This window comes from Paracoccus sp. (in: a-proteobacteria) (genome assembly GCF_046289755.1).
In the GTDB taxonomy this organism is placed as follows: Bacteria; Pseudomonadota; Alphaproteobacteria; order Rhodobacterales; family Rhodobacteraceae; genus Paracoccus.
Window position 1 is genome coordinate 17,397 of sequence record NZ_JBKBVD010000014.1, and the last position, 25,216, is coordinate 42,612.

The window sequence follows — 25,216 nt, forward strand, 5'->3', positions numbered from 1 at the left end:
TCACTTAGGACGAGGGCCACCACACCGCCCGAACCACACCGCCCGAGAGGACGCCGACCATGCCCCTGACCCCCGAACAGCAGGCCGAGATCGAGACCGAGCGCGCGACCCCGCGCCAGACCCTGCGCGCCGTCTCGCCGGGGATGGAGGCGCGGCTTTACACCGCGCATCCGGTGCTGGATCACGGCTTTGTCCGGGTGATCGACTATATGGGCGACGATGCGGCGATCTGTCAGGCGGCGCGGGTCAGCTATGGCAAGGGCACGCGCTCGGTCCAGAATGACGAGGGGCTGATCCGCTATCTGATGCGGCACTGGCACTCGACCCCCTTCGAGATGTGCGAGGTCAAGTTCCACGTCAAGCTGCCGGTCTTCGTGGCCCGCCAGTGGATCCGCCACCGCACCGCCAATGTGAACGAGTATTCCGCGCGCTATTCGATCCTCGACCGGGAGTTCTATATCCCGCGCCCCGAGCATCTGGCGGCGCAGTCGACCCAGAACAATCAGGGCCGGGGCGAGGTTCTGCAGGGCTCTGAGGCGCAGCGCGTGCTGGACCTGCTGCGCGAGGACGCCATGCGCAGCTATGACAGTTACGAGGCGATGCTGAGCCAGGACGGCCAGCAGGGTCTGGCGCGCGAACTGGCGCGGATGAACCTGCCCGCCAATATCTATACCCAGTGGTATTGGAAGGTCGATCTGCATAATCTGTTGCATTTCCTGCGCTTGCGGGCAGATGCTCATGCACAGTATGAAATCAGGGCCTATGCCGATCTGATGTGCGACATCGTGCAGGACTGGGTGCCTGCGGCCTTTGGCGCCTTCCGCGATTACCGGATGGATGCGGTCAGCCTGTCGGCACAGGGGGCGGAGGCGCTGCGCCGCCGTCTGGCCGGGGAAACGGTTACGCAGGAGAATTCGGGCATGGGCGCGCGCGAATGGCGCGAGTTCCAGCAGGTCTGGGGCGGCTGAGGGGGGGGCTCAGCGCTCCAGCACCAGCATGTCGCCTTCGAAACTGACGCGGGCAAAGCGGCGCAGATAGGACATGCCCAGCAGCGACACCGACAGGTCACCGTCGATCACCACCGCGCGCACATTGCGGTCGGCGATGTCGCCGATGGCGAAGTCGCGGATCGTGACCTGCGCGGTGGGCACCTGCCCGTTGGCCGTCATGGCGATGCCGGTATAGGCCAGCCGGTCGGTGTCGAGGCCGATGCGGCGGGCGTCGTCCGGGGCCAGCGCGACGCTGGTGGCGCCGGTGTCGACGACAAAGCTGACCTCGGTGCCGTTCAGCCGCGCGGTCAGGTGGAAATGGCCGCCGCGCCCGGCGGGCACCTCGATCCGGCCGCCGTCGAACACCTGCTGCTGCGGCGCGTTGCGGGTCATCCACCAGTCCGCGGCGATGCCGATGCCCGCGAACAGGACGAGCCACAGCATCAGCTGCCGCAGCGCCTTGCCGCCCCGGCCCGACAGCTCGAACAGCATCGCGCCGCCGATCACGGCCAGCAGCAGCGTCAGATAGCCAAGGCGCGCGACCTCGTCCCCGCTCATGGCGCCAGCCCCGAACCGCGCAGCCCGTCCAGCACGAACTGCACCGACAGGGCCGCCAGCAGCATCCCCAGCAGCCGGGTCACGACCATCGTGCCGGTGCGCCCCAGCGCGCGGGCCAGCGGGGTGGCCAGCAGGAACAGGCCCATGGCGATGGCCAGCACCGCCAGCATCATCAGGTTGACCATGATGACATGGCCGATCCCCTGACCCTCGCCCACCAGCAGGATCATCGTCGCCAGCGCACCGGGCCCGGCCAGCAGCGGCATGGCCAGCGGAAAGACCGAAGGGTCGTCGCCGGGCTGGTCGGCATCGGCCTGACCCTCGCGGCGTTCGGTCCGGCGCTCGAAGAGCATGTCCAGCGCGGTCAGGAACAACAGCAGCCCGCCCGCGATTCGGAAGGCCGAGATCGAGATGCCGATCCCCGACAGGATCGCCTCGCCCACCAGCCCGAAGATCATCAGCAGGATTGCCGCCACCACCAGCGCGCGCAGCCCGATGCGGCGACGTTCCGCCGCCGACATGTCCGGGGTCAGCGCAATGAAGATCGGGGTCAGGCCCACCGGGTCGATGACCACGAAAAGCGTCACGAAAGCGGTGATATAGATGGCCATGTCCATGCGCCCTTATCGCCTGTCTGCCCGGCGCTGCCAAGCGGGCCGGGGCGCGGCATGATCGCGCCCCCGGACCCGGCTGTGGCGCCGCATGGGGTGCCCGTGAGGCAGGCAGGGGCTGCGGCTTCGGCTGCGGCTTCACGGGAAAGGGCTTTGCATTCCGGGCCCGGGATAACTAAATGTGGGGCGCGGGCGGTCGGGCCGTCCGCCAAGGGAGTTTCTCATGCTGAACAATATCGGCCTTCCCGGCCTTTTGCTGATCGCCGTCGTGGTGCTGGTCCTGTTCGGGCGCGGCAAGATCTCGTCCCTGATGGGCGAGGTGGGCAAGGGCATCACCGCGTTCAAACGGGGCGTCAAGGATGGCTCGGAAGAGGTCGACAGCGCCTCGGCCGAGGCGACCCGCGACCTGCCCGGCAGCAGCGCCGACACGATGTCCGGGGCCGCCACCCCCGGCACCATGCCGGGTGCCATGCCGGGTGCCATGCCGGGTGAACGTGCGCGCGATGTGACGCCGCCTGCGTCCTCGCAGACCACCGACCGCAGCTGATCCGCGAAGGCACGTCCCATGCTGGACATCGGCTGGACCGAACTGTTGCTGATCGGCGTCGTCGCGTTGATCGTGGTCGGTCCCAAGGATCTGCCGCATCTGTTCCATTCGCTGGGGCGGATCACCGCCAAGGCGCGGGGGATGGCGCGTGAGTTCAGTTCCGCCATGGAGGATGCGGCCAAGGGCGCCGGGCTGGACGAGGCCAAGGGCACCTTGCGCGACATGAAGAACCTGACCTCGAAGAAATCGCTGGGGCTGGACGCGCTGGACCGCGCGACCGAGCGGTTCGAGAAATGGGACCCCAAGCGCCCCGCGACCCGGACCACGGCCAGGGACGACAAGGCGATCCTTGATCCCGCCGCGCCGGTCGCGGCGGAACCTGCGCAAACCCCCGCCGCACCCGCCGGTGAGGATGCCGCAGAAACGGCCACCGTGCCTGCCGCTTTGCCTGCCGCTGGCCCCAGCCCCAGCCCCAGCCGCAGGCTTCATGCGGTGCGCCGCTCTGACATGAAAGACGACTGACGTGGCAGCCAATCCCCAACCGGATGACGAGATTGATGACAGCTCGGCCCCGCTGATCGAGCATCTGACCGAGCTGCGCACCCGCATCATCTGGTCGATGGTCGCTTTCATCGTCGCGATGGTGCTGTGCTACACGGTCTGGAACCCGATCTACAACTTTCTGACCCGGCCGATCTGCGCCGCGCTGGATGATCGCAGTCAGGAATGCGGCCTGATCCTTGTGAAGCTGCAGGAAGGCTTTTTCGTCGCCATCCGCATCTCGTTGCTGGGCGGCTTCGTGCTGGCCTTTCCGGTGATCGCCTACCAGATGTGGCGTTTCGTGGCGCCGGGCCTTTACCGCAACGAGAAAAGCGCCTTTCTGCCGTTTCTGCTCGCCTCGCCCGCGATGTTCTTTCTGGGCGCGGCATTTGCGTTTTATATTATCCTGCCAATGGCTTATGCGTTCTTTCTGGGCTTTCAGCAGGGGCCGCTGCAACTGCCCGATGATATGGCTGCGGGCGCCGAGGCGGCGACCAGCCCCATGGCTGCGATCGTCTTCCATGGCTCGGTGGATGAGTATCTGTCGCTGACGACCAAGTTTATTCTGGCCTTTGGTCTCAGCTTTCAGTTGCCGGTTCTGCTGACGCTGATGGGCCGGGCGGGGCTGGTCTCGGCCAAGGGTCTGGCCGGGGCGCGGCGCTACGCGGTGCTGGCCATTCTGGTGCTGGCCGCGCTGGCCACGCCGCCCGATGTCATCTCGCAGGTGGTGCTGTTCACCGTGGTCTACGGGCTTTACGAGATCTCGATCCAGCTTGTCCGCCGCATCGAAAAGCGGCGCGAGGCCGAATTGCGCGCGCAGGGCCTGTGGGTCGAGGATGATGAGGACGAGCGGCCGTGACGCCCGAACCGCTGGACCGCATCGCGGATGCGCTGGAACGTCTGGCGCCGCCGCCGGTGCCTGTCCCCGGCTTTTCCGAGGCCAGCGCCTATGTCTGGCACCCCGATCCCGACCGGCTGGAGCCTGTGGCCGCCGTGGACCGGGTCGATCTGGTGCAGCTGATCGGCATCGACCGCGCCCGCGACACGCTGCTGGCCAATACGCTGCAATTCGGGCGCGGCCATGGCGCGAACAATGCGCTGCTGTGGGGCGCGCGGGGGATGGGGAAATCCTCGTTGGTCAAGGCGGTGCATGCGCAGGCCGTGGCGCAGGGCCTGCCGCTGGTGCTGGTCGAGATTGCGCGCGACGACCTGCCCTCGGTCTCGCGGCTGCTTTCGGTGCTGGGGCGGGTGCCGGACCGGCGCTTTGTGCTGTTTGCCGATGACCTGTCCTTTGGCCATGACGATGCGCAGTACAAATCGCTGAAGGCGGTGCTGGATGGCGGCATCAGCGGGCGGCCTGCGAATGTGATCCTGTACGCGACCTCGAACCGGCGCCACCTGATGCCGCGCGACATGATCGACAATGAGCGCGCGACCGCGATCCATCCCGGTGAGGCGGTCGAGGAAAAGGTCTCGCTGTCGGATCGCTTCGGGCTGTGGCTGGGCTTTCACCCCTGCGATCAGGACCAGTATCTGGCGATGATCCGGGGCTATTGCGACGCATGCGGGCTGGTGATCGCGCCTGATGAGCTGCGCGCCGAAGCGATCGAGTGGCAGGCCACGCGCGGCGCCCGGTCGGGGCGGGTGGCATGGCAGTTCTTTACCGATCTGGCGGGCCGCCACGGCCTGTCGGTTTGATGCAGTCATTTCGCTTGCCTGCCGCCCCCCGGCAGGCTTTTCTGGGCCAATGACCGATCGCAGCCACGCTCTTTATGTCCTGACCGGCACCCGCATCCGCGAGCGGCGGCTGGCGCTGTCGCGGCGTCAGGCCGAACTGGCGCGGACGGTGGGCATCTCGCCGGCCTATCTGAACCTGATCGAACATAACCGGCGTCCGGTCACGGCGGATCTGCTGCTGCGGCTGGCGGTCGAACTGCGGGTGCCGCCCGATGAACTGTCGGAAGGCCGCGAAGAGGCCCGCATCGCCGCGCTGCGCGAGGCCGCCGCCCATCCCGCAGCCGAAGGGGCCACGCCCGAACTGGATCAGGCGTCCGAGTTTCTGGCCCGGTTTCCGGGCTGGTCGTCGCTGCTGTTGACGCAGGCGCGGCGGGCGGCGGCGCTGGAACGCCAGCTTGTCGATCTGTCCGACCGCATGACGCACGACCCCTATCTGCTGACCACGCTGCACGAGGTTCTGTCGGCGGTCACCTCATTGCGCTCGACCGCCTCGATTCTGGTCGAGGAAGAGGACATCCCCCCCGACTGGCGCCAGCGGTTCCATGGCAATCTGGCGCAGGACAGTCAGCGCCTGTCGGTGACGGCGCAGGAACTTGTGCGCTATGTCGACAGCTTCGAGGCCGAGGGCACGCCGCTGACCCCGCAGGAAGAGGTCGAGACCTGGCTGGAGGCGGGGGGCGCCTTGCGGGAAACAGCCTCGGATCTGGCATCGGATGCGGCGCGGGCGCTGGCCCTGCGCCTTGCCGATGAGATCGCCGCCGACCGGGCCGAACTGCCGGATGCGCGCCTGTCGGATGTGCTGGCTGCGGGCCGGACGGATGATCCACTGCTGCTGGCGGCGGATCTGGGCCTGCCGCTGGATCTGGTCCTGCGCAGGCTGGCGATGTTGCGCCCTGCGGGATACGAGGGCGCGGGGCTGGTGGTCTGCGATGCCTCGGGCGCGCTGACCCTGCGTCGGGCGGCGGCGGGGTTCACGCTGCCGCGCCCGGGCGACACCTGTCCGCTCTGGCCGCTCTATCTGGCGCTGGCGATGCCGCAGACGGCGATTGCGCGTCCTGTTGTCACGCCCGAGGGGCGGCTGTTCCGCTCGCTGAGTTTTGCCACGCGCAGCCAGCCTCTGGGTCTGGACGGACCGATCCTGCTGCGTGGGCATATGCTGCTGCTGCCCGGCGAGGGTGCGGCGCCACCCGATGCGATGCGGGTGGGCCCGGCCTGCCGCATCTGCGCGCGGGGCGATTGCCCGGCCCGGCGTGAACCGTCCATCCTGGCCCCCCGGACAGGGCAGGGCGCACCGGCAGCGCCTCTGCCCGCCGCCGGAGAGGGGCCGGTCGCGCGCCGGGGGCCACGCGGCCTTTGACAGCGGCGGTCTTTCCTGCCCATTATCACGCGGCGTTGAGGGGGAGGCGCAGCGGCTCATGGGGGTGGACATCCTGATGATCGAGGACGAGCCGAACATCGCCGAGGCGGTGCGGTTCATTCTGACACGTGACGGCTGGCAGATTGGTCTTCATGGCGACGGCGCCGGTGGCATCGAGGAAATCACCCGCCAGCGCCCGCGGCTGGTGATCCTGGACCTGATGCTGCCCAACCGCTCGGGCGCCGAGATTCTGGGCGATCTGCGTGCGGCGCCGGATCAGAAACTGGCCGCGACGCCGGTGCTGATGCTGACCGCGCGGGGCGAGACCACCGAGGCGGGCAGGGAGGCCGATGCCGTTCTGGCCAAGCCCTTCGCCAATGACGACCTGCGCGCCCTTGTGCGCCAGATGCTGGCATGACCCGCGCGCGCCGGGCGGGCGGTGGCGCCGATGCCTGACAAGCCGCTGTTTCTGGAACGCGCCTCGTTTCACCGCCGCAGGCTGGGGGATGCCGCGCGGATCCTGCCGGTTCTGGCGACGCTGGCGGTGCTGCTGCCGGTCTGGTGGGTGCCGCGCGCGGTCAGCTATGCGGGCGGCGCGGTGTGGTTCTTCGCGCTGTGGGCCGCGCTGATCGTGGCCGTCTGGGCGCTGCATCGCGCGCTGCTGCGGGCCGAGGCCGCGACCATCCGAGCCAGCGAGGCGGTGGGCGTGCCCCTGTCTCCGCCAACACCACAGGACCGCCCGCCCGATGCCCTTTGAGACGCTGCTGGCGATCTGTCTGGCCTATGTGGTGCTGATGTTCGGCGTGGCCTTCGCCGCCGACCGGGCGGCGGCGCGGGGCCATGTGCGCTGGCTGGATCACCCGCTGGTCTATACGCTGTCGCTGTCGGTCTATTGCTCGGCCTGGACGTTTTATGGCGCCGTCGGCTACGCCTCGCGCTCGGGGCTGGAGTTTCTGACCATCTATCTGGGGCCGACGCTGGTGTTCACCGGCGCGTGGTGGGGCCTGAGGCGGCTGGTGCGGGTGGCGCGGATGCACCATGTCACCTCGGTCGCCGATCTTGTGTCGGCCCGGTTCGGCAAGTCGAACAAGCTGGCGGCGCTGGTGACCCTGATCGCGGTGATCGCGGCCACGCCCTATATCGCGCTGCAGCTGCAATCGGTGCGCCTGTCCTTCGAGGTGTTTGCCACCGACACGCCCGAGGCGCCGGTGCTGAACGGCGCCGGGCTTGGCGGCACCGCCCTGTGGGTGGCGGCGGGTCTGGCGCTGTTCACGATCCTGTTCGGCACCCGCAATCTGGCCGCGGATGAGCGTCACCACGGCGTCGTCACCGCCATCGCGCTGGAGGCGGTGGTCAAGCTGGTGGCGTTTCTGGCGCTTGGCGTCTTTGTCGTCTGGGGGCTGGCTGACGGCCCCGCCGACATTCTGGCCCGCATCGGCGCGGCCAGCCGCGCGCCCGAAAATGCCGAGGGCTGGGCACTGCGCGCCGATCGCTGGACCGCGCTGAACATCGTCTCGGCGGCGGCCATCCTGACCCTGCCGCGCATGTTTCAGGTGATGGTGGTCGAGGCCGCCGACGAGGAACGCCTGACCGTCGCGGGCTGGGCCTTTCCCGCCTATCTGTTCGCCATGTCGCTGTTCGTGCTGCCGATTGCGGTGATGGGGCGCGAATTGCTGCCCGCAGGCGCCAATCCCGATCTTTATGTGCTGACCCTGCCCGCCTCGCAGGGGCAGGATATGCTGGCGATGCTGGTGTTTCTGGGCGGGTTTTCGGCGGCGACCTCGATGGTGGTGGTCTGCGCGATTGCGGTGGCCACGATGGTCTCGAACCACTGGATGGTGCCGGTCTGGCTGGCCCTGCGCCGGATGCCCGCAGGCGATGAGGCGACCGACCTGCGCGGCTTTGTGCTGAACGCGCGGCGGCTGGCGATCCTGGCGATCATGGCGGCGGGCTGGGTCTATCATCAGGCGTCCGGGGGCACGGCGGCGCTGGCGGCGATGGGGCTGGTGGCCTTCGCGGGCATGGCGCAGGTGCTGCCTGCGATGATCGGCGGGCTCTTGTGGCGCGGCGCCAACCGCAAGGGCGCTTATGCCGGGGTCGGCTCGGGGTTCGTGCTGTGGATGGCGCTGATCTTTCTGCCCTCGGTCGGGGTGGGGGGCGATCTGCCGGTGGCTGTGGGCATGGACCCCTGGACCTTTGCGGTGTTCCTGTCGCTGTCGGTCAACACGCTGGCCTTTATCGCCGTGTCGATCTTTGGCTTTCCCGATCCGGTCGAGCGGCTGCAGGGCCTGTCCTTTGTCTCGGCGGTCGAGCCGATCCGCCACAGCCGCATGACGCGCGCCGATGACCGGGCCGAGCCCCTGCTGGCGATGGCCCGCCGCGTCTGGGGCGCCGACGCCGCGCTGCGCTATTTTCAGGCCGAGGCGCAGGCGCAGGGCAAATCCGGCTTTCTGCCCGATCTGACGCCGCGCTTTCTGACCCGGCTGGAGCGGCGGCTGGCGGGCTCGATCGGCTCGGCGACGGCGCATGCGATGATCGACCGCGTGGCGGGCGGCGTGGCGCTGACCGTGGCCGATCTGCTGCAGGTCGCCGATGAGGCGCAGCGCGCCAAAGAGGAAACCCAGCGGCTGGAGGGCGCGCGCGCCGAACTGGCCGTGACCGCGCGGCAGCTGCGCGAGGCCAATGACAAGCTGACCGTGCTGTCGGTGCAGAAAGACGCCTTTCTCAGCCAGATCAGCCATGAATTGCGCACGCCCATGACCTCGGTCCGGGCGTTTTCCGAGATCCTCAAGGACCCCTCGCTGACCCCTGACGAACGCGCCCGGTTCGCCGGGATCATCCATGACGAGGCCGGGCGACTGACCCGGCTGCTGGACGATCTGCTGGATCTGTCGGTGCTGGAAAGCGGGCGCGCGCAGCTGACGATTTCGGTGGCCAACCTGCATGACCTGATCAACCGCGCGCTCAGCGCCGCCTCGGCCACCCGTCCCGAACGCAGTTTCCTGATCGACCGCGACATCTCGACCGAGCATCTGGGCGTCATCACCGATGCCGATCGCCTGCTGCAGGTGCTGATCAATGTCATCTCGAACGCGCGCAAATATTGCGATGCGGACCGTCCGATGCTGACGATCCGCGTCCACAGGCCCGAACCCGAGGGGACGGTGATCGACATCACCGACAATGGCAGCGGCATCGACAGCTCGCGCCAGTCGCTGATCTTCGAGAAATTCTCGCGTCTGAATGATCCCTCGCGCGCGGGCGGCGCGGGGCTGGGGCTGGCCATCTGCCGCGAGATCATGGCCAATCTGGGGGGCGACATTTCCTATCTGCCGGGGCAGGGGGGGGCTGCGTTCCGCATCACCCTGCCCAAACGCCCGCCCGTCGGTGCGAAGGTCGAGCCTGCGTAAACCCTTTTTCAACGCCTTGTTGGCACAGTGGCGAAGAACAGCGGGGATTCGGACAGGTTATGACGACGCAGAAAGCGAATTCGGGGCACGATCCGGGGCGCGCTCCGGGGCAACAGGTGCAGGGTGTTTTGCGGCAGATGCTGACGGCGCGCCATCAGGCGGCGACAGATCGTGGCAGACCGCCGCAATTGCCGCGCCCGTCGCCAATGACACCCGCACGGACGGCGGCCACCGCCCTTGGCCGTGTGGCCGAGCGTCTTTTCGGCATGGCGGTGCAGCCGCTGTCGGTCAAAGCCGATGCGATGACGCTGGCCGAACTGACCGAACTGCTGCCCGAACGCCCGTTGCTCGCGCTGCTGCAAGGGCCGGGCGACAGTCTGGGCGCGATGGCGATCTGCCCTGAAATGGTCGCAGCCCTGGTCGAGATGCAGGCGCTTGGCCGCGTGACCCGGCGCCCGCTGGAGCGCCGCCCCCCGACCCGCAGCGAGGCGATGCTCTGCGCCGAGTTCATCGACATGCTGATGGCCGAATTGCAGTCCGAAATGGCGGGGCTGGAGGGATTCGAGAGTTTTGACAGTTTTCGCTTTGCAGCCTCACTGGAGGATCCGCGACCCCTTGCCTTGTTGCTGGACGACCGGCCGTTCCGCAGCCTCAGCTTTCAGCTTTCTCTGGGCAGCCCGGATGCGCGTGAGGGGTCGCTGCTTCTGGCATTGCCGCAGCCGCATCGTGCCGGGCGTGGCGCTGAGCCGCACACGGACGACGGCACCCGGCCGCCGGCGCGAGGTCCGATGCCTGCACTGGCCGCGCCCGGGCTAAGACCGGACGCGGCACCGGCCATCCCCTCTGTGTCGATGCCGGCCGATGCGCTGCCCGATGTTCCGGTCGAACTGGTCGGCATCCTGTGCCGTCGTCAGGCGAGTCTGGGCGAGCTGCGCGCGCTTGGCCCGGGCAGAGTGCTGCATCTGCCGCGGGTGCGCCTGTCCGACGCCCGCGTCGAGACCACGCAAGGCCAGTTGGTGGCACAGGGGAAACTGGGCGAGGCCGAGGGGTGTCATGCGATCCGCCTGCGCGATCCTGCGATGCAGGGTGACGACATGGCGGTTCTGGATGGCCCGCGCTTTGGCGGGTCTGCCGCGCCGGAGATGGCAGCAGCCATGTCGCAGCTGGACGAGACCGGAGAGAACAGCTTTATGTCCACGGACCTGCCGCTTGCAGACCTGTCGGAACCCGACATGTTTCTGGGTGATCCTGGCGCCGATGCAGCGTCAGATTCGCCGATACCGGGCCATTTGGACCGTGCAGCGGGCTGAGGTGACGCTTTTTCCTTGAATTCCCCTTCGTCTGGTCGCATCTAACGACCGTCCCGAATCCTGCGGGGCGATCATCACGGAGTGACCATGGCCAAGGAAGAAATGCTCGAATTCCCCGGCGTCGTGAAGGAACTCCTGCCCAATGCGACATTCCGGGTCGAGCTTGAAAACGGCCATGAGATTATCGCACATATGGCAGGAAAGATGCGCAAGAACCGCATCCGTGTTCTGGCTGGCGACAAGGTACAGGTGGAAATGAACACCTATGACCTGACCAAGGGGCGCATCAACTATCGCTTCAAGTAAGCCTGACGGCGCGCTCTGCGCGGAAAGGGGCGCCATGAGTGCACCAGTCCCGCCGCCCCGACTTATCCTCGGGTCGGCCAGTCCCCGACGGTCGGAACTGCTGGCCCAGATCGGTATTATCCCCGCCGCACTGCGCCCCGCCGACATCGACGAGACGCCGCACCGCGCCGAGCGCCCCGACATCTATGTCAGGCGCATGGCGACAGAAAAGGCCGGGGCACTGCCTCTGGCGGATGACGAGGCGCTGTTGTGCGCCGACACCACCGTAGCCGTCGGTCGCCGCATTCTCGGCAAACCCGCCGACCGGGATGAGGCTGCGCGCTTCATGCAGCTGATGTCTGGCCGCCGTCACCGCGTTCTGACCGCTGTTGCCCTGCGATATGCCGGGCGCACGCGGTTGCGGCTGGTCGAGACGCAGGTTCGCATGCGGCCCATAGATGCGCCGTCGCTGGCGCGCTATCTGGATATCGGCGACTGGCAGGGCAAGGCCGGCGGCTATGCCATTCAGGGCGCCGCCTCGATTTTCATCCCGTGGATTCAGGGATCGTTTTCCGCCGTTGTCGGCCTGCCGCTGGCCGAAACCGCCGCCATGCTGGCCGCCATCGGCATCCACCCAAACCGCGACGGAGATCACATATGAAGGGTCGTCAGGTCGTTCTGGGTCAGCTGTTCGGCCATGAGGCCGCAGCCTTGGTCGAGGACGGTATACTCATTGATCTTTTGCCCTCTGCCGAGGCCTTGACCCCGCTGGCGCCCGGTGCGATCTGCCGCGCCGTGACCGAGCGTCTGATGAAAGGGCAGGGCGGCGTTTTCGTGCGCCTCCCCGAGGGTCAGACCGGCTATCTGCGCGACCGCAAGGGGCTGGGCGAGGGCAAGCCGGTTCTGGTTCAGGTGACCGGCGTGGCCGAACCCGGCAAGGCCGTTCCGCTGACGACGCGCCTGATTTTTCGCGGGCGCTGTGCCCTTGTGACCCCCGGCGCGCCGGGCGTGAATGTCTCGCGCCAGATCCGGGACCCGGATGCCCGCGCCGCGCTTGAGACCATGGGCCAGACGGCCCTGGCCGGACGGGACCACGGCATGATCCTGCGCAGCGCCGCCGAGTTCGAAGATGACACCGATATTCAGGCGGAACTGGGCGAACTGCTCGACCTCGCCGACCGGATCTGCGGCGAAACGCTGGGTGAGGCCGAACTGCTGCTGGATGCGCCCGGACCCCACGAACTGGCCTGGATGGATTGGGCAGAGCCGGCCCCCGACTCGGTCGAGGAGGGCACCGACAGCTTTGAACGCTGCGGGATTCTCGACACCGTCGACGCGTTGCTATCGCCGCGTGTGCCGCTGCCGGGCGGCGCCGATGCCTGGATCGAAACGACGCGGGCGCTGGTCGCCGTGGACGTGAACACCGGAAATGACAGCTCGCCTGCCGCGTCGCTCAAGGCCAATATTGCACTGGCCCGTGACCTGCCGCGCCAACTGCGGCTGCGGGGCCTTGGGGGACAGGTGATCATTGACTTCGCACCCATGCCCAAGCGCGACCGTGGGACGCTGGAGCAGGTGATGCAGGCCGCGTTTCGCACCAGCGGGGCCGAGACGACGCTGACGGGCTGGACCGCGATGGGTCTGTACGAACTCAACCGCAAACGAGACCGCGTCCCCCTTGCGCGCCTGGCGCAGTCCGAGGCGATGTGATGGCCGCCTGTCCGATCTGTGCCAAGCCGTCGGTGCAGCAATATCGCCCTTTCTGTTCAAAGCGTTGTGCAGATGTTGATCTGGCGAAATGGCTGCGTGGCGACTATGTGATTCCTGGCGCACCGTTAGAGGATCTGCCGTCAACCGAGCCGGATGACGAGGCCAGGCAGCGAGGCTGAATTTTCTTCAGTTTGGGTCTGGACAGTGCCGCAACCGGCTCGTAGAACACCGCTCACCCGACGCGATACAACGCGCGGAAACGGGCCCGGATAGCTCAGTTGGTAGAGCAGCGGATTGAAAATCCGCGTGTCGGCGGTTCAAATCCGTCTCCGGGCACCATTTTTTCAAGGAAATAGCTGTTACCCCTCCTTTGGGGGTGTCAGTCTGGGTATCAGTTTCTCGTTCTGTGCCTGTTCTGTTCATTGACGCTTTTCGCCTACAGGCGAGCGCGCATCTCCTGCCTTGCCTCGCCAGCATATTTGGCGATCATGGCTTTCGTCGCGTGGCCGCTATAGGCCGCGATTTCGTCGTCGTCGCAGCCAGCCCATACCAGTTCCTTAATGCTGCGGTAGCGCAGCGCATGCGGATCGTACGCTTCGAGACCAAGGCGGACGCGCTCTTTCCGCATGACCTTTGCCATGTAGAAATACGTCATCGGATTCCCGTTCGGCCAGCAGGATCGGGGAACCCTCTGCCGTGGCCTCCATGCCGTCTGCCTCGTCGATGAACAGCAGGCGGACGTTGTGGCGGCGCAGGTTGCGGGGGCCTTGGCCGCAACCACCTTGAGCGACCCACCGGGGACCCTCCGGAAGGAAAGGTCAGACTCGCCCGTGCATTCGTCAGCTGCGCCTGAAGCCTCGCGACGGCGGCTGCGTGATTGCGCGATGCAATAGGGCGGTCACCTCCAAGTTTTTCCGCCAACTGGGTCTTCCCGCCAAAGAACGGTCGCAACTCTGTGGGAATCGAGATCCGCGCCCAAAACCGGCCACCTTTCTCCTTCCAGCAGCGTCGCGCTCCGGGCATCTCATAGCCCTCATTCTGGCATCAGTTGTGGCACCAAAAATGGCACCGGAGCCATATAATCAAGGGTCTTTTTCATATCATGGGGTTGACCTGGTGCTGTGAGAGAGGATTGAACTCTCGACCTCACCCTTACCAAGGGTGTGCTCTACCACTGAGCTACCACAGCGCCGGTGAGGGGCGTTTAGACAATGGGAATCGGCAGTGCAAGAGGGGTTTCGCCAAATCGGGTGGAAAATCTCTTTTCCGGGGGCGCGGCGCCTGCCTTTGCTGGACTGTCACACCGGCGGGCGCTAAGGGCGTAGCCATGAGTGACCGATCCGAACACCGCACCGGACAGGACAGCCGCGAGGAACGGCTGCGTCTGGCATTGCGCGCCAATCTGCAACGCCGCAAGGCGCAGGCACGCGCGCGGGCAGAGCAGGCGCCAGAACATACGGGCGGACCGGACGAGGCAGAACACCAGACAGGCAGCGACACAGGCGGGGACGACAACTGATGGATCAGATCATCGTGCGGGGCAATGGCCCGCTGAAGGGGGAAATCCCGATTGCAGGCGCCAAGAATGCCTGCCTGACGCTGATGCCCGCGACGCTGCTGACCGATCAGCCGCTGACGCTGACCAATGCGCCGCGCCTGTCGGACATCCGCACCATGACCGAGCTTCTGGGCTCGCTTGGGGCCGAGGTCGCCAGCCTGCAGGACGGGCAGGTGCTGGCGCTGTCCAGCCATGCGCTGAGCAGCCACCGCGCCGATTACGACATCGTGCGCAAGATGCGCGCCTCGATTCTGGTGCTGGGGCCGATGCTGGCCCGCGACGGCGTGGCCGAGGTGTCGCTGCCGGGCGGATGCGCGATCGGGGCGCGGCCGGTCGATCTGCATCTGCGGGCGCTGGAGGCGATGGGGGCAACCCTTGATCTGCGCGACGGCTATGTCCATGCCAGGGCGCCTGCGGGCGGTCTGAAGGGGGCGGTGTTCGAGTTTCCGCTGGTCTCGGTCGGGGCGACCGAGAATGCGCTGATGGCCGCGACGCTGGCGCGCGGCACCACGGTTCTGAAGAATGTCGCGCGCGAGCCCGAGATCGTCGATCTGGCGCGCTGCCTGCGGGCGATGGGCGCGCAGATCGAGGGCGAGGGCACCGGCACGCTGACCATTCAGGGCGTGGATGCGCTGCACGGCGCCACCCATGCCGTGGTGACCGACCGGATCGAGCTGGGCACCTATATGCTGGCCCCCGCCATGTGCGGCGGCGAGGTCGAATGCCTTGGCGGCCGGATCGAACTGCTTGAGGCGTTCTGCGAAAAGCTGGACGAGGCGGGGCTGAGCGTCGAGGAAACGCCGCGCGGCATCAGGGTCTCGCGCAGGAATGGCCGGGTGCGGGCCGTGAATGTGGCCACCGCGCCCTTTCCGGGCTTTCCGACCGATCTTCAGGCGCAGTTCATGGCGCTGATGTGTCTGGCCGAGGGCACCAGCGTGCTGGAAGAGACGATCTTTGAGAACCGCTTCATGCATGCGCCCGAACTGACCCGGATGGGGGCGCAGATCGAGGTGCAGGGCGGGCAGGCCACCGTGCACGGGGTGGAACAGCTGCGCGGTGCGCCGGTGATGGCCACCGATCTGCGGGCCTCGGTCAGCCTGATTCTGGCGGGCATGGCCGCCGAGGGCCAGACCACGGTCAGCCGCGTCTATCATCTGGATCGCGGCTATGAGCATGTCGTGCGCAAGCTGCGCGCCGTGGGGGCGCATATCGAGCGCGTCAGGGAGGAGTAAGCGATGAGCCGCGATGCCCGTTTTGCCGATGCCGATCCGCGCCCTCTGGCGCTGAAGGCCGAGGATGATGTGGATCTGCGCATTCTGTCGGCGCTGGTGCAGGATGCGGTCCTGACCGGGGCCGAGATCAGCCATGATCCGCGTGCGCGGCGGCTGACCCTGCTGCTGACGCGCTTTCGCTGGGAGGATGCCGAGGCGGCAGGCGCCGAGGGGCGCGACTTTGAGCGGGTGCGCGCGGTGCTGGTCATCAGCGATGTGATGCGCGTCGTCAGCGACGGGATCGTGCGTGACGCGGAGACCGTGCTGGAGCTGCTGGCGATCCGCTGGCTGGCGGGTGAGGACGGGACCGGGCGGCTGTCGCTGGATTTCGCGGGCGACGGCACGATTGTGGCCGAGGTCGAGTGCATCAGTCTGGACCTGCGCGATGTGACGCGGCCTCATCGCGCGGTTTCGGGGCGGGCGCCCGGGCATCCGGACTGAGGATTTTGGATATTTGGGCCAAGGCAAAGCCCGTGTCGGGGTGATCCCCGCGGGCGGGTTGCTGGAAGGGGAACGGGAATGCCGGTCTGGTTGAACACAAGCGATGCTGGTTTCGAGGACGGGTTCCGGCGCATGCTGTCCGCCAAGCGCGAAGACTCGACCGATGTCGACGATGCGGTGCGGGCGATCATTGCCGATGTGCGGGCACGCGGCGATGCGGCCCTGTGCGATCTGACGGCGCGGTTCGACCGGCTGTCGCTGGTGCCGGGGACGTTGCGGTTCACGCCCGATCAGATCGCGGGTGAGGTGGCGAAGGTGACGCCGCAGGATCGCGCCGCGCTGGAACTGGCGGCGGAGCGCATCCGCGCCTATCACGCCCGGCAGATGCCCCAGGATGCCAGCTGGACCGATGCGCAGGGCGCGACGCTTGGCTGGCGGTGGAGCGCGGTTTCGGCCGCCGGGCTGTATGTGCCGGGGGGGCAGGCGGCCTATCCCTCCAGCGTGCTGATGAACGCGATCCCGGCCCGCGTGGCGGGGGTCGAGCGGCTGGTGATCTGCGTGCCGACGCCGGGCGGGGTGATCAATCCGCTGGTGCTGCTGGCCGCACAGCTTTCGGATGTGGACGAGATCTATCGCATCGGCGGCGCGCAGGCGGTGGCGGCGATGGCTTACGGCACCGACACGATCGCGCCGGTGGACAAGATCACCGGCCCCGGCAATGCCTATGTGGCGGCGGCCAAGCGGCAGGTCTTTGGCCGGGTGGGCATCGACATGATCGCCGGCCCCTCCGAGGTTCTGGTGATTGCGGATGGTGATCAGAACCCCGACTGGCTGGCCTGGGATCTGCTGGCGCAGGCCGAACATGACGCCGATGCGCAGTCGATCCTGATCACCACCGATCCGGCCATGGCGCAGGCGGTGGCCGATGCCGTCGAACGGATCATCCCGACGCTGGAGCGCGCCGCCATCGCAGGCGCCAGCTGGCGCGATTACGGCACGCTGATCGTGGTGCGCGATCTGGACGAGGCCGCGGCCCTGTCCAACCGCATCGCGCCCGAGCATCTGGAACTGTGCGTGGCCGACCCCGAAGCGCTGGCCGCGCGCTGCCTCCATGCCGGTGCGATCTTTCTGGGCGCGCATACGCCCGAGGCGGTCGGTGATTATGTCAGCGGGCCGAATCACGTGCTGCCCACCGCGCGCTCGGCCCGGTTCTCATCGGGGCTGTCGGTGATGGATTTCCTCAAGCGGACCACCATGGCGCGGCTGACTCCGGGCGCTTTGGCGGCAATCGGGCCTGCTGCGGTGCGTCTGGCCGCATCCGAGGGCTTGCAGGCGCATGGCGCTTCGGTTCAGGCTCGGCTTGGGACGCTGAACGAAAGGCCGAATGAATGAGCCGCATCACCCGGATCGAGATCGACGACAGCGCGCTGCCCCCCGCCACCCCCGAGATGGAGCAGGAGCGCCGGGTGGCGATCTTTGATCTGATCGAGGAAAACAGCTTTGCCGTGCCCGGACGTGACGGCCAGCCCGCGCCCGACGGCCCGTTCGTGCTGGAACTGTGCATCCGCGAGGGGCGGCTGGTCTTTGACGTGACCAGCGAAGAGGGTGCCAAGGTGGCCGAGTTCCATCTGTCGCTGGGGCCGTTCCGGCAGGTGGTCAAGGATTACTTCCAGATCTGCCAGAGCTATTTCGACGCCGTCCGCCGTCTGCCGCCCGCCCAGATCGAGGCCATCGACATGGCCCGGCGCGGCATTCACAACGAAGGCGCGCGCATCTTGCAGGAACGGCTGGAGGGCAAGGCGGATCTGGATGTCTACACGGCCCGGCGCCTGTTCACCCTGATCTGCGCGTTGATCCCGCAGGCCTGATCTGATGGCGCAGAACAAGATCCCCTCGTCGATACTGTTCTGCTGCGATCACAATGCCATCCGCTCGCCCATGGCCGAGGGGATGATGAAAAAGTTCTATGGCCGCGCCGCCTATGTGCAATCGGCGGGGGTCAGGAACGATATGGAGGTGGACGGGTTTGCCATCTCGGTCTGCGACGAGATCGGCGTGCCGCTGGCCGGTCACCGCAGCCGCAGCTTCGAGGAAATGCAGGACTGGGGCGACGATCTGGGCCAGTTCGACCTGATCGTCGCATTGTCGCCCGCCAGTCAGCGCATGGCGCTGGAGATGACGCGCCATGTTCATATCGAGGTCGAATACTGGCCGATCATGGACCCTGCCGGGCTGGCCGAGGGGCGGGACGCCAAGCTGGCGATGTACCGGCAGGTCCGTGAGCAGATCAGCACCTGCATGAGGGACCGCTTTGGCCCTCCGCAGCAGACGGATTAGCGCTGTCGCTTAGCGGCGGCGCCAGTTCGCGGGCACATCCCATGCCGGGCGGGCCAGCTCGGCCTCGACATCGTCGCGCGTCAGGCCGACATCGCGCAGCTGCGCATCGGTCAGCCGCGACAGGTCGATGCGCGTGCGGCGCACGTCGAAGATGGTCAGGATACGCTCCAGCCAGCCGGGCCGGGGGACGAGGCCCTGGCCGGTGATGACGCGCAGCATGGCGGCGGATCTGGTGGTCATGGTTCAACTCCGCTGATTATATTCATCACAGGAAGAGATGATTAATGGTTCCTTCATCTCTGTGATTGATAGATAGGCCATGGGCTGATATTTGTGAAACGAATGGTTTTGATTGATCCGATCAGGGAAACTGAACAATGCGGAATCTGGACATTGCCACCCTGCGCTCGCTTCAGGCGGTGGCCGAATATGGCGCGGTGACGCGGGCGGCGGATGCGCTGAACATGACGCAAAGCGCGCTGTCGATGCAGATGAAGCGGCTGGAAGAGGTGTTTGGCCGGCCCATGCTGGAACGGTCGGGGCGCGGCGTGGTGCTGTCGGATTTCGCGCAGGATCTGCTGGGCGAAAGCCGCAAGCTGGTGGCGCTGAATGATGCGATCCTGTCGCGCTTTACCGGCGCGCGGCCGCAGATGCGGCTGCGGGTGGGGCTGACCAGCGACTGGCTGTTCGACAAGGTGGCGCAGGCCGTCCGCGCCTTTCGCCGCGACAATCCGCAGGTCGAGCTGATCATCAACGATGCCCGCAGCAAGGATCTGCGCCTCCAGATGCGGCGGGCCGAGCATGACGTGATTCTGACGACCGAATTCGATGCCCCGCCCGGTGCGATCCATCTGGCCAAGGTCGATCTGGCCTGGTTCGGCGCGGTGGGCGGCAGCGCCTGGAGCGAGCGCCCGGTGCCGATCGCGAATTCGCCGCATTGCGCCTATTACCCGGTCGGCATGGCGGCGCTGGACGATGCCGGGATCGAATGGGTGCAGGCGGTGGGCGATGGCGGCAGCGACACATGGCGGGTGCTGGCGGCGGCGGATCTGGGGATCACGCTGCTGCCGCGCGGCATATCACAGCCCGGGCTGGAAGTGGTCGAGCATGGCGGCGCGCTGCCGCCGCTGCCGCCGACCTGGCTGAACGTCTATGTGGCCGAGGGTCCGGCGCGGATGGAGGCTGCCGATTTCGCCAGCTATCTGCGCCGGGCGGTCTGCGAGGTGGCGGCAGCCGCCGCCTGACCGGGGTCGCGCCGCAAAGGTGAACCTCTGCGGCGGGACTGCACCATGGGTCAGACCACCACGCCTGCGCCTTCGGTCGCGGGGCCCGCCACGGCGCGGAAGGCCGCGAACAGTTCGCGCCCGACGCCCTCGGTGCTGTTGCTGGCGTCATGGATGGAGGGGGTGCGGCCCTCGAAATCGGGCTCCAGGCAATCCAGCTGGCCCGTCACCGCGTCCAGCCGCACCCTGTCGCCGTCGCGCAGCCGCGCCAGCGGGCCGCCGGTGGCCGCCTCGGGGGCGACGTGGATGGCGGCGGGCACCTTGCCCGAGGCGCCCGACATGCGCCCGTCGGTCACCAGCGCGACCTTGAGGCCGCGATCCTGCAGCACCGCCAGCGTCGGCGTCAGCGAATGCAGCTCGGGCATGCCATTGGCGCGCGGACCCTGAAAGCGGACCACGACGATCGTGTCCTCGGTGAACTCGCCCGCGCGGAAGGCGGTCTTGACCGCGTCCTGATCCTCGAAGATGCGGGCACGGGCCTCGATGACATGGCGTTCGGGGGCGACGGCGCTGATCTTGATGACGCCCCGGCCCAGATTGCCGGTCAGCTGCTTCAGCCCGCCGGTCTTGGCGAAAGGATCGCTGATCGGGCGCACGATGCGGTCGTTCAGGGTGTCGCGGGCGCCTTCCTCCCACCGCACAGAGCTGCCGTCCAGCTTTGGCTCGGTCGTGTAGCCGTCAAGCCCGGTGCCGTTGATCGTCTTGACGTCCGGGTGCAGCAGCCCGCCTTCCAGCAGTTGTCCGATCATGTAGCCAAGGCCACCCGCAGCGTGGAAATGGTTCACATCGGCCAGACCGTTGGGATAGACGCGGGCCAGCAGCGGCACCGCCTCGGACAGGTCGTTGAAATCCTCGATGTCGATCAGCACGCCCGCCGCCCGCGCCATGGCGGGCAGGTGCAGCACCAGATTGGTGGAGCCGCCCGTGGCCATCAGGCCCACGACGCCGTTGACGAAGGCGCGTTCGTCCAGCACCTCGCCTGCGGGCAGGTATTCATTGCCCAGATTGGTGATCTGGGCGGCGCGGCGGACGGCGGCGACGGTCAGCGCCTCGCGCAGCGGCGTGCCCGGATTGACGAAGCTGGAGCCGGGCAGGTGCAGGCCCATGAACTCCATCAGCATCTGGTTGGTGTTGGCGGTGCCGTAAAAGGTGCAGGTGCCGGCCGCGTGATAGCTGGCCATTTCGGCCTTCATCAATTCGTCGCGGCCCACCTCGCCGGTGGCGAATTGCTGGCGGACCCTGGACTTTTCGTCATTGGGCAGGCCCGAGGGCATCGGACCGGCGGGCACGAAGACCGCCGGGATATGGCCAAAGCTGCCCGCCGCGATGATCAGGCCCGGCACGATCTTGTCGCAGACCCCCAGATAGAGCGCCGCATCAAAGCAGTCATGCGACAGCCCGATCCCCGCCGCCAGCGCGATCACATCGCGCGAGAACAGCGACAGCTCCATCCCGGCGCGGCCCTGGGTGACGCCGTCGCACATGGCGGGCACGCCGCCCGCGACCTGCACCGTGGCGCCCGCCGCATGGCCCGCGCGGCGGATGATGCCGGGGTAATCCTCATAGGGCTGATGGGCCGAGAGCATGTCGTTATAGGCCGTCACGATCCCGATATTGGGTTTGCGGGTCGTGGCCATGTCGACCTTGTCGTCCATCGCGGCATAGGCATGGGCCTGATTGCCGCAGGACAGATGCGCGCGGGCGGGGCCGTCCTGCGCGGCTTTGGCGATCTTGCGCAGATAGGCGCTGCGGGTGGTGGCCGAGCGTTCGCGGATGCGGTCGGTTACCCGGTCGATCGTGGCGTGAAGGGTCATCTGGGCCTCCTCTGGCTGTTGCGGGCAATATATCGCGTTAGCGGTAACGGTTCAACCGGCGCTTTTGACCGGGGCCGGGCAGGGGGCGCTGCCCCCGTCGCGCGGGGCGCGACTCCCCCGGGATATTTGGGTGAAGAAGATGAGCTGTGGCGGCGGGGGCGCTTGTTTGCGGCGGCGGGGCGTGTCAGATCGGGCGGCAAAAGGAATCCGTCATGTCCGACCTGCCTGTCATCCGTCTGCGTCCGAAATCCAAGCCTCAGGCGATCCGCCACGGCTTTCCCTGGGTCTTTGCCGATGAGGCGGTGCTGGACCGTCGCACCAAGGCGCTGCCGCCGGGCGGTCTGGCGGTGCTGGAAGATGCCGAGCGTCAGCCGCTGGGGCTGGTGACGGTCAACCCGGTCTCGAAGATCATTGCGCGGGTGATGGATGCCGATCCGGCGGCGGTGATTGACGGGGCGTGGCTGCGGGCGCGGCTGATGCGGGCGCTGGCGCTGCGCGAGCGGATCTATGAGGCGCCCTTTTACCGGCTGGTGCATGCCGAGGCGGACGGGCTGCCGGGGCTGGTGATCGACCGGTTCGGCGATGCGGCGGTGATCCAGCCCAATGCGGCCTGGGCCGATGGCATGGCGGAACAGATCGCGGATGCGTTGATCGGGGTGACCGGGGTGTCGACCGTGGTGGTGAACGGGCAGGGCCGGTCGCGCGGCCTTGAGGGTCTGGCCGAGCGGCTGGAGGTGATCCGGGGCACCGCCCCCGATGCGCCGGTGCAGGTGCAGATGAACGGAGCGGTCTATCTGGCCGATCTGCTGGGCGGGCAGAAGACGGGGCTGTTCTTTGATCAGCGGCCCAACCACGCCTTTGCGCAAAGGTTGGCCGGTGGCGGGGCGGTGCTGGATGTGTTCAGCCATGTCGGCGGCTTCGGGCTGGCCGCGCTGGCGGCGGGGGCGAAGACGGCCTTGTGCATCGACGGCAGCGCGCCCGCGCTGGAGCTGGCGCGCGGAGGGGCGCTGGCGATGGGCGCTGCCGACCGGCTGGAGGTGATGCAGTCGGACGCCTTTGATGCGCTGGAGGTGCTGGCCCAGCAGGGGCGGACCTTCGAGATGGTGGTCTGCGACCCGCCGGCCTTTGCGCCCTCGAAACCGGCGCTGGAAAAGGGGCTGCGCGCCTATGAGCGGGTGGCGAAGATGGCCGCGCCTCTGGTGGCGCCGGGGGGCTATCTGGTGCTGTGCAGCTGCAGCCATGCCGCCGATCTGACCGCCTTCCGCAATGTCAGCGCGCGCGGCATCGGGCGTGGCGGGCGGCGCGGGCAGTTGATCCATACCGGCAGCGCCGGGCCCGATCATCCGACCCTGCCGCAGCTGGCCGAGACCGGCTATCTGAAAGCGCTGTTCTTCCGGCTGGACTGATGCGGGCGGTGCTGGACGCCAATGTGCTGTACCCCACGATCCTGCGCGAGATCCTGACCGATCTGGCGGCGGCGGGCCTGTTCGTGCCGCTGTGGTCGCCCCAGATCCTGGCCGAGTGGCGCCATGCCGCCAGCCGGTCGGGCACGGCGGCCGGGGACGGGACGGTGGCGGGCGCCGAGATCGCGCTGCTGAGTGCGCGGTTTCCGGGCGCCGAGGTGGCGGGCGGCGGGCAGGTGGCGATCGACCTGAACTTTCCCGATCCCGATGACCGCCATGTGGTCGAGGCCGCGCTGGCGGGCCGGGCCGGGGTGATCGTCACCGCGAATCTGCGCGATTTTCCGCCGCGCCTGATGGCCGGGCTGGGGCTGCGCGCGATCCATCCCGATGCCTTCCTGCTGGATCTGCACCACGCCCATCCCGGTGCCGTTCCCGCAGCGCTGCGGGCGGCCCGCGACAAGGCCACTGCCCTTGGCGGCAGCATGAGCATGGCGCAGATGCTGAAACGATGCCGCCTGCCGCGTCTTGCACGTGCCATAAAGGTTGAACCGGGTTGCTGTTAACGCTAACAACGGATAAGGCAGGGCCGATCCACAAGGAGGACAGCATGGTCTCGCGCGTCATTCCGGTCGAAGATTTCGATCTGGTGATCTTTGGTGCCACGGGCGATCTGGCCCATCGCAAAATCCTGCCGGGCCTGTTCCGGCGCTTTACGGCGGGGCAGATCCCGGCCACCAGCCGCATTATCGGGGCGGCCCGCACCGAACAGGACGACGATGCCTTCCGGGCCGAGGCCGCAGCTGCGATCTGCGAATTCGCAGGCGCCCGCAAGGACGACCCGCAGCTGGCCGAGTTTCTGGCGCTGCTGGGATATGTCGCCATCGACGCCAAGGGCGAAGGCGGCTGGCAGGAGCTGAAATCGCGGATGCGACCCGGCGCGGTGCATGCGTTTTATTTCTCGGTCGCACCGGTGCTGTTTGGCGATATTGCCGAACGGCTGGCGGGCCACGGCATTGCCGATGATGACAGCCGCATCGTGGTGGAAAAGCCCTTTGGCCGCGATCTGGCCAGCGCGAAGGCGCTGAACGCGACGCTGGCGCTGCATTTCAACGAACAGCAGATCTATCGGATCGACCACTATCTGGGCAAGGAAACCGTCCAGAACCTGATGGCCGTGCGCTTTGCCAATGTGCTGTTCGAGCCGCTGTGGAACGCGCAATATGTCGACCACGTCCAGATCACCGTGGCCGAAACCGTCGGCGTGGCCGGGCGCGGCAGCTATTACGACAAGTCCGGCGCGATCCGGGACATGGTCCAGAACCACATGATGCAGCTTTTGTGCCTGATCGCGATGGAGCCGCCCTATCACTTTGACCCCGACGCCGTGCGCGACGAAAAGCTGAAGGTGATCCGCGCGCTGGAACCGCTGGAGCCGGGCGACATCGTGCGCGGCCAGTATTACGGCGAAGGCAGCGACTATCTGACCGATGCCGAAGACCCGGCCTCGCGCACCGAAAGCTATGTGGCGATGAAGGTGCGGATCTCGAACTGGCGCTGGCAGGGCACGCCCTTTTATCTGCGCACCGGCAAGAAACTGCGTGCGCGCACCAGCGAGATCGCGATCACCTTCAAGGAACCGCCGCATTCGATCTTTGACGACAGCGGCACGCCCAAGGCCAACGAACTTGTCATCAGACTGCAACCGAATGAGGGCATGAACCTCAAGGTGATGATCAAGGAACCGGGGCCGGGGGGGATGCGACTGGTGCAGGTGCCGCTGGACATGTCATTCGCCGATGCGCTTGGCGCCGAGGGCGCGGATATGCCCGACGCCTATGAGCGGCTGATCATGGATGTGATCCGCGGCAACCAGACCCTGTTCATGCGCGGCGATGAGGTCGAGGCGGCCTGGGCCTGGACCGATCCGATCATCAACGCCTGGGAGGACAGCAAGCGCCGCCCCGAGCCTTATGATGCCGGATCCTCGGGGCCCGACGAGGCGTTGCGCCTGATGCATCGCGACAACCGGCGCTGGAGAGAGATCAGGTCATGAGC

General features: G+C 67.3%; 28 protein-coding genes, 2 tRNA genes and 2 pseudogenes. 25 read left to right on the forward strand and 7 right to left on the reverse strand.

Features of this window, described 5'->3' with window-relative positions:
* Window positions 1-59: 59 nt before the first annotated feature.
* A complete protein-coding gene (thyX, locus tag ACK41U_RS07310; protein ID WP_409677763.1) occupies window positions 60-968 on the forward strand; it encodes an FAD-dependent thymidylate synthase in 909 nt (302 codons plus the stop codon).
* Between the two features lie 9 nt (window positions 969-977).
* On the opposite strand, the gene ACK41U_RS07315 is transcribed toward thyX, so the two are convergent.
* Together ACK41U_RS07315 and ACK41U_RS07320 are read right to left on the reverse strand one after the other, a co-directional pair.
* Window positions 978-1,547, reverse strand: a complete 570-nt coding sequence (locus tag ACK41U_RS07315) for a TIGR02281 family clan AA aspartic protease (RefSeq protein ID WP_409677765.1) — start codon at window positions 1,545-1,547, stop codon at window positions 978-980.
* Window positions 1,544-2,164, reverse strand: a complete 621-nt coding sequence (locus ACK41U_RS07320) for a MarC family protein (RefSeq protein WP_409677767.1) — start codon at window positions 2,162-2,164, stop codon at window positions 1,544-1,546. Before ACK41U_RS07320 ends, ACK41U_RS07315 begins: the two co-directional genes overlap by 4 nt.
* Window positions 2,165-2,381: 217 nt before the next feature.
* On the opposite strand from ACK41U_RS07320, the pseudogene ACK41U_RS07325 reads away from it, so the two are divergent.
* From ACK41U_RS07325 to ACK41U_RS07390, 14 genes and pseudogenes are all read left to right on the forward strand, one after another.
* Window positions 2,382-2,567: pseudogene (locus ACK41U_RS07325) on the forward strand (twin-arginine translocase TatA/TatE family subunit); the annotation flags it as partial.
* Window positions 2,568-2,723: 156 nt separating this feature from the next.
* A complete protein-coding gene (tatB, locus tag ACK41U_RS07330) occupies window positions 2,724-3,227 on the forward strand; it encodes a Sec-independent protein translocase protein TatB (RefSeq protein WP_409677769.1) in 504 nt (167 codons plus the stop codon).
* A 1-nt stretch (window position 3,228) separates the two neighbouring features.
* Window positions 3,229-4,104 carry a twin-arginine translocase subunit TatC gene (tatC, locus tag ACK41U_RS07335; RefSeq protein WP_409677771.1) on the forward strand — a complete coding sequence of 292 codons (876 nt, stop codon included), beginning with the start codon at window positions 3,229-3,231 and terminating at the stop codon, window positions 4,102-4,104.
* The gene (locus ACK41U_RS07340) at window positions 4,101-4,943 is read left to right on the forward strand and encodes an ATP-binding protein (protein ID WP_409677773.1); all 843 of its coding nucleotides are present in this window, start codon (window positions 4,101-4,103) and stop codon (window positions 4,941-4,943) included. The genes tatC and ACK41U_RS07340 overlap by 4 nt, the downstream gene beginning before the upstream one ends.
* Window positions 4,944-4,992: 49 nt before the next feature.
* The gene (locus ACK41U_RS07345) at window positions 4,993-6,339 is read left to right on the forward strand and encodes a short-chain fatty acyl-CoA regulator family protein (RefSeq protein ID WP_409677775.1); all 1,347 of its coding nucleotides are present in this window, start codon (window positions 4,993-4,995) and stop codon (window positions 6,337-6,339) included.
* Window positions 6,340-6,397: 58 nt separating this feature from the next.
* A complete protein-coding gene (locus ACK41U_RS07350; protein WP_409677777.1) occupies window positions 6,398-6,757 on the forward strand; it encodes a response regulator transcription factor in 360 nt (119 codons plus the stop codon).
* A 30-nt stretch (window positions 6,758-6,787) separates the two neighbouring features.
* Window positions 6,788-7,096 carry a hypothetical protein gene (locus ACK41U_RS07355; RefSeq protein ID WP_409677779.1) on the forward strand — a complete coding sequence of 103 codons (309 nt, stop codon included), beginning with the start codon at window positions 6,788-6,790 and terminating at the stop codon, window positions 7,094-7,096.
* A complete protein-coding gene (locus ACK41U_RS07360; RefSeq protein WP_409677781.1) occupies window positions 7,086-9,749 on the forward strand; it encodes an ATP-binding protein in 2,664 nt (887 codons plus the stop codon). Before ACK41U_RS07355 ends, ACK41U_RS07360 begins: the two co-directional genes overlap by 11 nt.
* Window positions 9,750-9,955: 206 nt before the next feature.
* The gene (locus ACK41U_RS07365; RefSeq protein WP_409677783.1) at window positions 9,956-11,059 is read left to right on the forward strand and encodes a FliM/FliN family flagellar motor switch protein; all 1,104 of its coding nucleotides are present in this window, start codon (window positions 9,956-9,958) and stop codon (window positions 11,057-11,059) included.
* A gap of 87 nt (window positions 11,060-11,146) precedes the next feature.
* A complete protein-coding gene (gene infA / locus ACK41U_RS07370) occupies window positions 11,147-11,365 on the forward strand; it encodes a translation initiation factor IF-1 (RefSeq protein ID WP_010397442.1) in 219 nt (72 codons plus the stop codon).
* A gap of 34 nt (window positions 11,366-11,399) precedes the next feature.
* Complete coding sequence (locus ACK41U_RS07375; protein ID WP_409677785.1) at window positions 11,400-12,005, forward strand: Maf family protein; 606 nt, start codon at window positions 11,400-11,402, stop codon at window positions 12,003-12,005.
* Entirely contained in the window at window positions 12,002-13,054 is a 1,053-nt protein-coding gene (locus ACK41U_RS07380) for a ribonuclease E/G (RefSeq protein WP_409677787.1), read from the forward strand. Before ACK41U_RS07375 ends, ACK41U_RS07380 begins: the two co-directional genes overlap by 4 nt.
* Window positions 13,054-13,233, forward strand: a complete 180-nt coding sequence (gene yacG / locus ACK41U_RS07385) for a DNA gyrase inhibitor YacG (RefSeq protein WP_409677789.1) — start codon at window positions 13,054-13,056, stop codon at window positions 13,231-13,233. The genes ACK41U_RS07380 and yacG overlap by 1 nt, the downstream gene beginning before the upstream one ends.
* A gap of 84 nt (window positions 13,234-13,317) precedes the next feature.
* Window positions 13,318-13,393: transfer RNA gene (locus ACK41U_RS07390), tRNA-Phe, on the forward strand.
* A gap of 97 nt (window positions 13,394-13,490) precedes the next feature.
* Here ACK41U_RS07390 and ACK41U_RS07395 read toward each other — a convergent pair.
* The 3 genes and pseudogenes from ACK41U_RS07395 to ACK41U_RS07405 all read right to left on the reverse strand — a co-directional run bounded on the left by ACK41U_RS07395 (window position 13,491) and on the right by ACK41U_RS07405 (window position 14,243).
* Window positions 13,491-13,709: a hypothetical protein gene (locus tag ACK41U_RS07395; RefSeq protein ID WP_409677791.1), complete on the reverse strand. Its 219-nt coding sequence runs from the start codon at window positions 13,707-13,709 to the stop codon at window positions 13,491-13,493.
* Window positions 13,710-13,764: 55 nt separating this feature from the next.
* Window positions 13,765-13,809 (reverse strand): annotated as a pseudogene (locus ACK41U_RS07400) (hypothetical protein); the annotation flags it as partial.
* A 359-nt stretch (window positions 13,810-14,168) separates the two neighbouring features.
* Window positions 14,169-14,243: transfer RNA gene (locus ACK41U_RS07405), tRNA-Thr, on the reverse strand.
* 138 nt (window positions 14,244-14,381) lie between these two features.
* Between ACK41U_RS07405 and ACK41U_RS07410 the strand changes: the two genes are divergently transcribed.
* The 6 genes from ACK41U_RS07410 to ACK41U_RS07435 all read left to right on the forward strand — a co-directional run bounded on the left by ACK41U_RS07410 (window position 14,382) and on the right by ACK41U_RS07435 (window position 18,661).
* Entirely contained in the window at window positions 14,382-14,573 is a 192-nt protein-coding gene (locus tag ACK41U_RS07410) for a hypothetical protein (RefSeq protein WP_409677793.1), read from the forward strand.
* Window positions 14,573-15,844, forward strand: coding sequence for a UDP-N-acetylglucosamine 1-carboxyvinyltransferase (gene murA / locus ACK41U_RS07415; RefSeq protein WP_409677795.1), 1,272 nt, complete (start codon window positions 14,573-14,575; stop codon window positions 15,842-15,844). Before ACK41U_RS07410 ends, murA begins: the two co-directional genes overlap by 1 nt.
* Window positions 15,845-15,847: 3 nt before the next feature.
* The gene (locus tag ACK41U_RS07420; protein ID WP_409677797.1) at window positions 15,848-16,324 is read left to right on the forward strand and encodes a DUF2948 family protein; all 477 of its coding nucleotides are present in this window, start codon (window positions 15,848-15,850) and stop codon (window positions 16,322-16,324) included.
* 78 nt (window positions 16,325-16,402) lie between these two features.
* Window positions 16,403-17,716, forward strand: a complete 1,314-nt coding sequence (hisD, locus tag ACK41U_RS07425) for a histidinol dehydrogenase (protein ID WP_409677799.1) — start codon at window positions 16,403-16,405, stop codon at window positions 17,714-17,716.
* Window positions 17,713-18,192 (forward strand): UPF0262 family protein, encoded by a 480-nt coding sequence (locus tag ACK41U_RS07430; RefSeq protein ID WP_409677801.1) that lies wholly within the window; start codon window positions 17,713-17,715, stop codon window positions 18,190-18,192. The genes hisD and ACK41U_RS07430 overlap by 4 nt, the downstream gene beginning before the upstream one ends.
* A gap of 4 nt (window positions 18,193-18,196) precedes the next feature.
* On the forward strand, window positions 18,197-18,661 hold the full coding sequence (locus tag ACK41U_RS07435) for a low molecular weight phosphatase family protein (protein ID WP_409677803.1): 465 nt from the start codon (window positions 18,197-18,199) through the stop codon (window positions 18,659-18,661).
* Between the two features lie 9 nt (window positions 18,662-18,670).
* Here the strand turns inward: ACK41U_RS07435 and ACK41U_RS07440 are convergent, their stop codons facing one another.
* Window positions 18,671-18,901, reverse strand: coding sequence for a DUF1127 domain-containing protein (locus ACK41U_RS07440; RefSeq protein WP_409677805.1), 231 nt, complete (start codon window positions 18,899-18,901; stop codon window positions 18,671-18,673).
* 137 nt (window positions 18,902-19,038) lie between these two features.
* Between ACK41U_RS07440 and ACK41U_RS07445 the strand changes: the two genes are divergently transcribed.
* Window positions 19,039-19,905 carry a LysR family transcriptional regulator gene (locus tag ACK41U_RS07445; protein WP_409677807.1) on the forward strand — a complete coding sequence of 289 codons (867 nt, stop codon included), beginning with the start codon at window positions 19,039-19,041 and terminating at the stop codon, window positions 19,903-19,905.
* Window positions 19,906-19,955: 50 nt separating this feature from the next.
* Here the strand turns inward: ACK41U_RS07445 and edd are convergent, their stop codons facing one another.
* Window positions 19,956-21,758 (reverse strand): phosphogluconate dehydratase, encoded by a 1,803-nt coding sequence (gene edd / locus ACK41U_RS07450; protein WP_409677809.1) that lies wholly within the window; start codon window positions 21,756-21,758, stop codon window positions 19,956-19,958.
* Window positions 21,759-21,970: 212 nt separating this feature from the next.
* Between edd and ACK41U_RS07455 the strand changes: the two genes are divergently transcribed.
* The 3 genes from ACK41U_RS07455 to zwf are packed head-to-tail and all read left to right on the forward strand — an operon-like array spanning window position 21,971 to window position 25,214.
* Window positions 21,971-23,164, forward strand: coding sequence for an RSP_2647 family RNA methyltransferase (locus ACK41U_RS07455; RefSeq protein ID WP_409677811.1), 1,194 nt, complete (start codon window positions 21,971-21,973; stop codon window positions 23,162-23,164).
* A complete protein-coding gene (locus tag ACK41U_RS07460) occupies window positions 23,164-23,724 on the forward strand; it encodes an RSP_2648 family PIN domain-containing protein (protein ID WP_409677813.1) in 561 nt (186 codons plus the stop codon). The genes ACK41U_RS07455 and ACK41U_RS07460 overlap by 1 nt, the downstream gene beginning before the upstream one ends.
* Window positions 23,725-23,768: 44 nt before the next feature.
* Window positions 23,769-25,214: a glucose-6-phosphate dehydrogenase gene (zwf, locus tag ACK41U_RS07465; RefSeq protein ID WP_409677815.1), complete on the forward strand. Its 1,446-nt coding sequence runs from the start codon at window positions 23,769-23,771 to the stop codon at window positions 25,212-25,214.
* Window positions 25,215-25,216: the final 2 nt, after the last annotated feature.